This window comes from Sulfuriroseicoccus oceanibius (assembly GCF_010681825.2).
Classification (GTDB): Bacteria; Verrucomicrobiota; Verrucomicrobiia; order Verrucomicrobiales; family SLCJ01; genus Sulfuriroseicoccus; species Sulfuriroseicoccus oceanibius.
Window position 1 is genome coordinate 2,776,684 of record NZ_CP066776.1, and the last position, 11,331, is coordinate 2,788,014.

5 protein-coding genes are annotated in these 11,331 nt (G+C 59.8%); all 5 read left to right on the plus strand.

Annotation, left to right across the window (positions count from 1 at the left end):
* Positions 1-471 precede the first annotated feature (471 nt).
* The 5 genes from G3M56_RS11230 (at position 472) to G3M56_RS11250 (ending at position 10,931) form a co-directional block, all read left to right on the plus strand.
* Positions 472-1,314, plus strand: a complete 843-nt coding sequence (locus G3M56_RS11230) for a ParA family protein (RefSeq protein WP_164365077.1) — start codon at positions 472-474, stop codon at positions 1,312-1,314.
* A 149-nt stretch (positions 1,315-1,463) separates the two neighbouring features.
* On the plus strand, positions 1,464-4,637 hold the full coding sequence (secA, locus tag G3M56_RS11235; RefSeq protein ID WP_164365076.1) for a preprotein translocase subunit SecA: 3,174 nt from the start codon (positions 1,464-1,466) through the stop codon (positions 4,635-4,637).
* An 836-nt stretch (positions 4,638-5,473) separates the two neighbouring features.
* On the plus strand, positions 5,474-6,886 hold the full coding sequence (locus G3M56_RS11240; RefSeq protein ID WP_164365075.1) for a Wadjet anti-phage system protein JetA family protein: 1,413 nt from the start codon (positions 5,474-5,476) through the stop codon (positions 6,884-6,886).
* Positions 6,883-7,587, plus strand: a complete 705-nt coding sequence (locus G3M56_RS11245; protein WP_164365074.1) for a DUF4194 domain-containing protein — start codon at positions 6,883-6,885, stop codon at positions 7,585-7,587. Before G3M56_RS11240 ends, G3M56_RS11245 begins: the two co-directional genes overlap by 4 nt.
* The gene (locus tag G3M56_RS11250) at positions 7,584-10,931 is read left to right on the plus strand and encodes an SbcC/MukB-like Walker B domain-containing protein (RefSeq protein WP_164365073.1); all 3,348 of its coding nucleotides are present in this window, start codon (positions 7,584-7,586) and stop codon (positions 10,929-10,931) included. Before G3M56_RS11245 ends, G3M56_RS11250 begins: the two co-directional genes overlap by 4 nt.
* Positions 10,932-11,331: the final 400 nt, after the last annotated feature.

The following is an 11,331-nucleotide window of genomic DNA, read 5'->3' on the forward strand; positions in this document are numbered from 1 at the left end:
TCGATGAGAATATCGATGAGGATTCCGCCCCGACGCCCAATCCCCACTCCTCACCTTTGCGTGTCACCGGCTCCGCGTGAGCCCTCCCTTTTAAATTCCCCCTTTGGGTTCTTCGGGGCTTTGCGTGAGATTCCAAATCCACTCCGCGACCCGATTGCGATATCGACGAGAATATCGATGAGGATTCCGCCCCGACACCCAATCCCCACTCCTCACCTTTGCGTCTCCGCGTCTCTGCGTGAGCCATCCCAATCGATCACCTCTCCTCGGTGCTCTGCGTGAGCCCCCCCACACACAAAAGGCGGTCGAATTTTCTGAAAGGTCACCTACCATCGCGGGATTTTACTTTCCCTTTTCCGAAGGCGGAGGATTATGCTTGCCGTCTTTGGTGAATCCATTCACTCATCCACCAGCACCGCCCGGATGCGCTCATCCCGGCGCGATCACCCTTCGCTCACTTCCGACTGCTTCATGAAGATCATTGCCATTGCCAACCAGAAAGGGGGCGTGGGAAAAACCACGACCTCGATCAACCTCTCCGTATGTCTTGCCGAGCTGGGCAAGCGGGTGTTGTTGATCGATCTGGATCCGCAGGCCAATGCAACCTCCGGACTCGGAGTCGAACTTCCCGACGATGACGAGGACGCCTCATTCAGTCTTTACCACCCGTTGATCGGTGACGTCCCCGCATTGGACAAAGTGATGCCGACCCGGATTGAGAACCTGTCGATCATTCCATCGGAGATGAACCTGGCGGGAACCGAGATCGAGCTCGCCCGCACCGACAACCATCTCACTCGATTGCAAGAGGTGCTCGCCCCATTGCGCGAGGCCGATCAATTCGATTACTGTTTCCTCGACACCCCGCCCTCGCTCGGTGTTCTGATGACCACCTCGCTGGCCGCGTCCGACGAAGTACTCATTCCACTCCAGTGCGAATGGTTCGGCTTGGAAGGCTTGGCCAAGATTGTCGGCGTGATCGAGCAGATCCGCGATTCGGGTGCCAATCCTAATACCGGGGTGGAAGGCATCGTGATGACCATGTTCGACAGCCGCACCAATTTGGCACGTCAGGTCACCGACGAAGTACGCGCCCATTTTGAGGAACAGGTTTACAACACAGTGATCCCACGCAGCATCCGTCTCGGAGAGTCCCCTAGCTTCGGCTTGCCGATCATCGAGCACGACCCACGAGGTCCGGGTGCCAATGCCTACCGCTCGCTGGCAAAAGAGTTTCTTGCACGTCACACGACCACATCCGATCCATCAACAGAGGAACACAGCGCGACGGATGCAGCCGCCGATGGCGCTTAATACCCACACTCCTGAACCCGTGCCGACCGCACGGGTTTTTCGTTCCCCGACAGGTGCGATGCAAGAAATCCGCCCTATATCACATATTTTCCTTCCATCATCCGGCGCAATGCCTTGACTTTGCCCCACAACTCGAAAGATTTCCCCAAATGCTTAAATGGATCATGAACAAGGTCGTTGGTTCCCGAAACCAACGAATCCTGAAAACCTTCCGTCCGCTGGTCGCCGAGATCAACCAACTCGAAGAAGAACTGCAAAAGCTTCCTGAAAGCGTCCTGCAGCAGAAGACCGCCGAGTGGCAGCAGCTCTTCAAGCCGTTCCACAACCCGAACATTGCGCCGGAAGCCAAGCTGGCGCGGATGGAGGTCAGCGAACTTCGCGAGATCGGAGACGCGCTGAACAAGCAGTTGCTCGCCATTGCAGACCACCTGCCTGGGTTCGACACCACGGTGCTCAGCGGCAGCGAAAGCACCGCAGAAGAATTTGCAGCAGCCATCACAGCGGCCAAGGAACGCTTCCTCGAAAACGAAGAGAAGTTCCCCGCGATCGAAGAGAAACTCCTCAACGACATTCTCCCTGAAGCCTTCGCCGTGGTGAAGAACGGCGCACGCCGCCTCTGCGGCCAGAGCTGGGACGCCTGCGACACTCCGGTGGAATGGAACATGGTCCACTTCGACGTCCAGCTGATGGGCGGCATCGGCCTCCACCGCGGACTCATCGCCGAGATGCAGACCGGTGAAGGTAAGACACTCGTCGCCACCCTTCCCGTCTACCTGCGCGCGCTCACCGGCCGCGGGGTGCACGTCATCACCGTCAACGACTACCTCGCCCGACGTGACTCGGAGTGGGTTGGTTACCTCTACAAGTTCCTCGGTCTGACCGTCGGCTGCATTCAGAACCAGCAGCCACCGTCATTCCGCCGCGAGCAGTACGAGTGCGACATTACCTACGGCACCAACAGCGAGTTCGGCTTCGACTACCTGCGCGACAACGGCATGGCAACGTCCAAGGCCGAGCAGGTGCAGCGCGGCCACTACTTCGCAATTATTGATGAGGTCGACTCCATCCTCATCGACGAAGCGCGTACCCCGCTGATCATTTCCGGTCCGGTCACCACATCGACCCAGCAGTTCGACCAGTACAAGCCGCTCGTCGAGCAGCTGGTGCGCAAGCAGAACGTGTTGGTCAACGAAACTCTGGCCGATGCCAAAAAGGCGATCGAAGCCGAAGACCTCGAGACCGCCGGATTGTTGCTCTACAAAGTGAAGTGCGGCCAGCCTCGCAACCGCGGACTCGCCCGCTTGATGGAAGAACCGGAAATCCGCCGCGCCATCGACAAAGCCGAGTTGACCCTTCTTCAAGACACGAAGAAGAAGGCCATGATCGACCTCAAGGAGGAGCTCTACTTCTCCGTCGACGAAAAAGGCCACGACGCCGACCTCACCGAGATGGGCCGTCAGTTCCTCAACCCGGACGATCCGGATGCCTTCATGCTGCCTGACCTGGCCACCGAGTTCGCCGAGCTCGACGCCCGCACCGACGTCGACGACGCCGAGCGCGCCCAGCTCAAGGAAGAACTCCAGCAGCGCCTCGACCACCAGGGCATGCGCATTCACAGCATCACCCAGCTGGTCAAAGCCTACACGCTCTTCGAGAAGGACGTGAGCTACGTCGTCACCGAAGGCAAAGTGGTCATCGTCGATGAAAACACCGGCCGTGAAATGCCGGGCCGCCGCTGGTCCGACGGTCTCCACCAGGCGGTGGAAGCCAAGGAAGGCGTCACCATCGACAAGGAAACCCAGACGCTCGCGACCATCACCATCCAGAACTATTTCCGGATGTACGAGAAGCTCGCCGGCATGACCGGAACCGCGGAAACAGAAGCCGCCGAGTTCCACGACATCTACAAGCTCGATGTGTTGGTGGTCCCTACCAACCGCCCGTCCCGCCGCGAAGACGAAAACGACCGCATCTTCAAGACGCGTCGTGAGAAGTTCAACGCCGTGATCGGCCGCATCAAGGAAGCCCATGCCGCCGGCCAGCCGGTGCTGGTGGGTACCGCCTCGGTGGATGCCTCGGAAACCTTGGGCCGCATGCTCAAGCGCGAGAAGATCCCACACGCCATCCTCAACGCGAAACACCACCGTCAGGAAGCGGAGATCGTGGCACGCGCCGGCCAGCCCGGTGCCGTCACCGTCGCCACCAACATGGCGGGCCGTGGAACCGACATTAAGCTCGGACCAGGCGTGGACGAACTCGGCGGCTTGCTGGTGCTCGGCACCGAACGCCACGAGTCGCGCCGAATCGACCGCCAGTTGCGCGGACGATGCGCCCGTCAAGGTGACGCCGGCCAGTCCGTCTTCTACCTCTCGTTCGAAGACGACCTGATGCGTAACTTCGGAGCCTCGGAGCGCATGACCTCGATGATGGAGCGCTTCGGCATGGAAGAAGGCGAAGAGCTGCAACACCCATTGCTCAACCGTTCGGTGGAAACCGCTCAAAAGCGTGTCGAACAACGCAACTACACCATCCGTAAGCGCGTGCTCGAATACGACGACGTGATGAACCAACAGCGCCAGGTGGTCTACACCTACCGCAACGAGATCATCGAGTCGGAGCGCCCACGCGACCTCATCTACGAACTGATCGAGGAAGCCGTGCCAGCACGTGTCAGCACGTATCTTTTCGACGACGCCGACGCCGAGAACCCGAACGACTACGAAGGCCTGATGCAGTGGGTCAACTCCACCTTCCCGCTGCGCATGACCCAAGAGGAAGCCGACTTCGAAAACAAGTCGGTGGACGAAGCCTCACAGTTCATCATCGACCAGGTGCGCAAAGCGTACGACCTCAAGGTGGCTCATGAGAACGAGGACGTGGTCGAGGAGCTAGAGCGTTACATCGTACTCAGCGCGGTCGACAAGCTGTGGCAGGAGCACCTCTACAGCATGGACTCACTGCGTGAGGGCATCCACTTGCGCTCGCAGGGCCAGAAGGACCCACTCGTCGAGTACAAGAAGGAAGCTTACGAGTTGTTCGACGAATTGATGGGCACCATCCAACAGGAAGCGCTCGGCAATTTGTTCCGATCGACCACCAACTTGCAGCAGTTCGAGCAGTTCTTGCAAAGCCTGCCGACCCAGCTCAGCGGCGCCGGCCTGCCGGATGGCGGGATCCCACAGCCAGCATCGGACGCACCAGCCGAGCCTGCCAAGAAGCTCAGCATTGGATTGCGCAAGGCACAGCCACGCGTGGGACGCAATGACGACTGCCCATGCGGCAGCGGCAAGAAGTTCAAATCCTGCTGTGGACGCACCGCCTAAGCGCGAGCTCTGGCAGTAGAAACTCATCAAGGAGCTTCGGGAAACCGGAGCTCCTTTTTTGTTTGAGTAGCAGGTAGCCAGTAGGGCGTAGGTTGGGCTTGTTCGGCGTCCCACGAGATCGCGGACGTCTACTGGAACGCGCCCCGGACCGCCGGATTGCACCCAGCCATCAAAAAACAAGCCGAGCGCAGCGAGCACTCTCGCCCGTCGCTTCCAGACACGTCTTCGCACGCGCCCCACCATCCCGTCGCAGCGCGACGACTTACCGGCTAGCCTGCGGTTTCAACCGCAGGAAATCCCCGTCCGCATAGATCTCGTCCCGCAAGGGACGGATTACCATCGCTGACCTTGTTGGCGGATAAACCGCACCTTCGGCGCGGGAACACATTCATTCCTCTCCCCAGAGGATAAATCCTCTGGCTAACCAGTAACCCATCGCTTCGCGATGCCCATGGGACGAGCGCCAAGAGCGCCACAGAGACAACATCCATGCGGATCCCATCGCAATCCCAACAAGAACGCGCCCATCGGACCGCCGGATTGCACCCGGCCATCGAAAGCCAACGCGAGCGCAGCGAGCACTCTCCTCGTGCCTTGTTGTGCTTTTTCGTAGCTATCCCAGCGCCGCACGACACACACCGCATTTGATTGCAATATCGATCCGGCTCTGACGGGCTCTCTGTGAACCCCGCGTCCTCTGTGGTTGCTCCTCCCCCCCACCGCCGCGCAGCGCGCTGACTTCTACTGAAAACCGCCAATCTAAAAACGAGCAAACTATCGCCGCATTTCCCGCTTTTCAGAATGCCGAATCGGTCCTAGTCTGCGCGGCTGTGAGTTTGAGCCAACATATCTTTGACGACACCCCATCGTCGTTTTTCGCCGTGCTGACCTGGCGCTACGGACGCCAGTATATCGACGCGCTCGACCGCATGGAGGAAATGCAACGCCATCGCCATGGCGTGGGGCTGACGCGTGAGGAATTGCTCGATGTGTGCGAGGACGTGATCTCCGCCAGCCGGGAAACACTCGACACCAACGGGGACGACGACGACACCAAACTCACCGCCCCAGGCATGCTGCGCCAGATGTTGGTTTCCAAATGGCTCGAAGAACCCAAGCGCAGCGACTACCAGCGCGTCTACTACTTGGACAACCGCGCAGAGATCCTGCTCGACTGCCTGCGCCGCATGGCCTACCCCGAGCAGGTCACGTTCACGGACAAACTGCACCTCGTCTGCGCCCGTATCCAGGACAAGACTGCGTTCACCGATCATCCGTTGTCGGACTTGGAAGCCTGTACCGACAACCTTCGCTACGGCTTGCAGGAACTGCGATCGCTGCAGCAAGGCATGGCACGCCTTACCCAGCGCCAGCTGCGCTCGGACTCGCTGAAGGAGAACCTGCAGGTGCTCTATGATGATTTCTCCGAGAACATTGGCCAGCGTTGTTACAAACAACTGATCGATCTCGATATCCCGGTGCGCCTCCCATTGGTGCGCGAGCAACTCGACGCCATCCGCCACGACCCGACCATCGTTGCCAAGATGGAGATCGAGCTGCAAAAGCGTCGCCCCGAGCTCAGCGATGACGAAATCTCGCTGCGCGTGGCACGCAGTATCCAGGATGCCGTGGACATGCTCGACAGCGTGGAGCCGCAAAGCGAGGCGGTTGACCGTCGTGCCGCGGACTTTGCCCGCCGATCGTTCGCACGCTTCCGTTACCTGCAGGAGGTTTCCAGCGGCCGCCGCTCCGAAATGCGTTCGCTCTTTGAACTGATCAACGAACGTTACGCGGAGTGCAAACTGAGCAACCTCCCGGAGGACTTGCAATTGCCATCGCTGAACATTCCAGCAGTCGGCCTGCTCTCCGGCACGGATTCACTCTTCCGCCCGCGCGGTCCGCGTGCCAAGGGCGTGAAAACGCGCATCCTCGAAGATCTCGACGACGGCGTGGATCTGGACCACGCGGTGGATGAGATGACCGACAACATCAACAGCTCGCTGACAACGATGCGGGCCAACCGATTCTACCAAAGCCTAGGTGTTCCCAAGGACGGCCTCGCTTCACAACACCTCGAGCCCGCCGACGACGAATGGCTGCTCGAAGTGGTGGGCTTGCTGCTCCACGGAGAGACCACCGAAAGCGATTACCGCGTGCACTCACCGCGCGAAGACCACAACGAACCGGAAACCAGCACGACCGGCGACTACGTGCTCGACCAATTTACGATCCATCCGAAAGCGCGATGAACGAGATTCCCACACCCCAAGATGAAGCATCCCAGCAGTCCGCCGGGTTGTTTACTCCCAACCTGCAACCGCGGGACAAGCAGATGCTGCAAGACGTGGCGCACCGATTGCTGGCGCACGGATCGTTGCTACGCGCCCGCGGATCGGAAAAAGCACTCTACGACTGGGCGATGGAGCACATGGGCTGGCTTGAGGACTGGGCGGAGGTCATTGGTCTCAAGATCATTGTCCAACGGGACGACCGCTTGATCATGGCGGTGCCTGAGGTGCCGAGCCTGACGCGCCGCCTGCGCCGGGACGAGACGCTCGTGGCGCTGGCCTTGTGGTACGACTACGACGTCGAGGTGCGTGAAAATGGCGCGCACGATGTGTTCCTGACGGTGCGCGATTTCAACGAGCAGTTCTGCAGCAAGTTCCCATCGATGCAGCCGCTGTCGGCGTCGCGCTTGCGCGAGATCCTGCGAGGCTTTGCCAAGTTCAATTTGATCGAAACCGATTGGACCGACGACTTTTCCGACAGCGTGATCCAAGTGCTGCCGACCCTGCGCTTCGCCATTCCATTCCCGGACATCGAAGAGTGGCTCAAGGCTGCCAGTGCGTTCAACACAGAGGCCGAAAACCCGGCGGGTGACGCAGCTGAAGAATCACCGGCAACCGAAGACGCCCCATCCAGCGACGAAACTGAAGACTCCGAGGCATGAGCAAAAAGATCGAACTCACACGCATCCACGCGATCAACTGGTTTGGCTACCAGGATGTCTTCGACATCTCGGGCAACTTGCTGATCGCCGGCATCACGGGCTCCGGCAAGTCGATCCTGATGGACTTGATGCAGCTGGTGCTCATCGGCGACCAGAAGTCGAAGTACAACCAGTCGGCCACCGGCAAGGCATCGTCGCGTACGTTGAAAAGCTACTGCCTCGGCGACACCAAGGACGAGATCGAGGGCGTGCCCCAGTACATGCGCAACGAAGGCGCCACGACTTACGTCGCGCTCGAGTTCACCTGGCCGGATGGACAACGCAAGGAAACCTGGGGACTTCGCATTGAGTTCGACAGCGCGGCCCAGAACCAACCGTCACGCCGCCATGGGTTCTGGCTCCAGGGCGCGATGACCAAGGACGACTGGATCGACGCCTTCGACTATCCATTGGACTACGCCGAGTTCCGCGACCTCACTCACGAGCGTGGGGGCCGTGTGTTCGACACCATGGAAGCCTACCGCCGTGAGATGGCGCTGCCAGGGCACCTGAACTTCGACCGCGAAACGCTCGACTATTTGTTGCCGGCGGCAATGTCGTTCACCTTCCTCGACAACTTCAACCGCTTTTGCCGTAACTACGTACTGCCACCGGATGAAATCCGCATCCAGGAAGTCCGCGATAGTTACCACGCATTCCTCAGTCTTCGTCACGAGCTGGCCGCACTCAACCAACAGCTCGATCTGTTGGAGCGGATCCACAAGGATTACCAAACCCATCACCAGTCGCAGATCGACCGCGACCTCTACGCCGACATCAGCCGGGAGCTCGCCGTCGAGGACCTGCGCGAACAAGTGCAGGAACTGGAAGAGGAAATCGAAGAACTCCAACAACAGGCCGAGGAGGAAACCCGACGCGAAAGCGAGCTCGAAGAACAACTCGGCGCCAACCGCGGCCGCCGCGATTTGCTGCGCGATGCCATCAACGCCACCGACGAAGGCCAACTCTACCGCCACCTCAAGGACGAAAGTCGCGAGCTGGTTCGCCGCATCGCCGAACTCTCGGAAGCCGGTCGCAATGTCTCGGAAGCCCGCGAGCTGCGCTGCCGCATGATTGAGAAGTGGATGAACCAACTGGGCCAAGCCGGCATCAAGCTGCCCACCCCATTGGTCAAATCCGTGCAGAAGCAAATGAAGGCGGTGAATGGCGACGACCTCGACCAACTGCCACAAAACCTCGAACTGCTCGCCGATGCCGTGCGCGACCTCCACGACGCCTCGAAAGACGCGGAAGTCCCACTGCGAGAGGACGCGGAGAAGAAGATCAACAAGATCAAGGCGCTGACCAACCGCCTCGAAGCACTGGAAAGCGGCAAGCTCAACCACCGCACCGCTCTGCTCGATGCGATCAACATGTCCCTCCCCCGCCGCCGCAATGGCGATCCCGCCGCGTTCGCGCTGCGCGAACTGTGCGAGGTGAAGGACGAACGCTGGCGCCCTGCGCTGGAGGTAGCGTTCACCCGTAAGTTCGCCGTCGTGACCGAGCCTGAGAACTACGGCTACGCCGAATCGATCTACCGCGAGATGAAGGCGGCGGCTCCAGGCGAGTCGTTGATCAACCCAATGCAAGCGCTGGAGCTCAACGCCACTCGCAGGAGCGGGTCGTTGGCGGAGAAGCTGGAGTGCGCGCACCCGGTCGCCCAATCGATTGTCGACCATTTGTTCGGCCGCATCATCTGCGTGGAAGATGCCCGCGACCTGACGAAGCACGACGCAGCCATCCTGCCGGACGGGTTCTCGTACCGCAAACCATTCGCCGAGCGACGCGCCCACTACGACAAGATCCCGTGCATCGGTGGTCGTGGATTGGAACAACAACGCGAAACCCTGACCAAGGAACGCACGCAGCTGCGCCGCGAACTCGAGCGCTTGCAACCGCTCGCCAACCTGCTCAACGAAGCGGAGCAGCTCTTCCGCAGCCAGCGCCTCGACTCGCCGAGCCTCGGTGCCCAATTGGCGGACTTACAAAAGCTGCACGAACTCGAACAACGCCGAGCCGCGGTGGTCGAGCAGTTGGGAACCATCGAGGTCGCGGACTTCGAAGCGAAGGATCAGGAGTTGCGCGAGATCGAGCTCCAGATCGATCAGGCGGAACAGGAACTCAAAGACCTGCGCAAGAGCGACCTCAAGATGCAGATTGGCGGGTGCCAACGCAGCCTCGACGACGCGAGCGAAAAGCTCGAACGCGCCGACACCGAGCTCAAGCGCTTCCGCGCCGAGGGGCCGAACCTGCGCGATCATCAAACGCGTCGCGCCGAGCTCTACAAAGAACTCACCCACGAGTACCCGGTCACCGACGTGGCCTGCTCGCAGGCCGAGCGCTTCGAACGCAAGTGCGCCGAGCGCGCAATCACCGCACGCAGCGAATTGGTCGAAGCTCGCAAGGAACTCGCCCGCGACTTCCCCGCATACAATGAGTTCTCTCCGGAAGACCCAGGCAACGGACCGTGGGACGAACGCCTCACGCGCATCGCCAACAGCGATATCCCAGCCTACGAAAACAAGGCCAAGCGCGAGGAAAAGAACTGGCAGGAAATCTTCCGCAAGCAGGTGTTGGTCAAATTGCGCAGCGCTCTGATGCGCGTCGATATGACCTTGAAGCTCCTCAACAAAGAGCTCAAGAAGCCTATCGGCCACCACGTCTATCAGATCCGCAAAAAGCGCAACCCGGACTACGCCACCTACCAACAGTTGGTCGACAACTCGGCACTCGCCGATGAGGGGGGATTGTTCTTCGACACGATCGACAGCGAGACCAAGGACGAAGTGGAACGCATCTTCAACCTGCTCGTCGACGACCCGAATAACACCGAAGCGCTCAACTTCCTCGATTACCGCAATTACTACGACTACGACATGTCGGTGGTCGACACCCGCGATCCGGATGCCCGCGAAACCTCAGTGGACAAACAAAGCGGAAAGTTCAGTGGCGGTGAGAACCAGAGCCCGTATTTCATTGCGATCCTGGCCTGCTACCTGCGCGCGTATCACCGCTACGAACGCGGGTCGAACAACCCAAGCATTGGACTGGTGCCAATCGATGAAGCCTTCTCGAAGCTCTCCGGCGAACGGATCCGCGACTGTATCGAAGCACTCAAATCACTTGAGCTGCAAGGCGCGTTCTCGATGTCGTCAGGCAACATTCCTTACGCCATCGACCTCTGCGACCAGACCATGGTCGTCTCGAAACGCGAAACCACCAAGCAACGCAAGACATTCATCCGCAACATCGCAGTGTCGCTCACCCGCGCAGACGCCCGCAAGCGACTGATGGGGGGAAGCTAAGTTTGCAGGGTTGCAGGGATCGTTCATCGAGACCGACCACGAAACGCACATCCCTCAATGCCCGGCCCCATCCTTTTTTCAGATGGGCCGGGACGCTGTTTCGCCGACGGATAAACCGCACCTTCGGCGCGAATGTTGTTCTTGCTCCGGTCCAGAGGTTGAAACCTCTGGCTAACCGGTAATCCATCGCTCCGCGATGCCGCCGGACCCACCGCCAAACGCGGATCCCTTCGGACCGCCGGATTGTACCCGGCCATCCAAACCACTCCGTGCGCAGCGAGCTGACTTTCGCCTACCCTCAGCGCCCGGGCCTCCGGCTTCCCACTTCGTTATCTTTATCCTTGTCCAAATCCTACTCGGAGCGAATGCGATAAAGAATGGCGTCCGCTACACGAGAGAA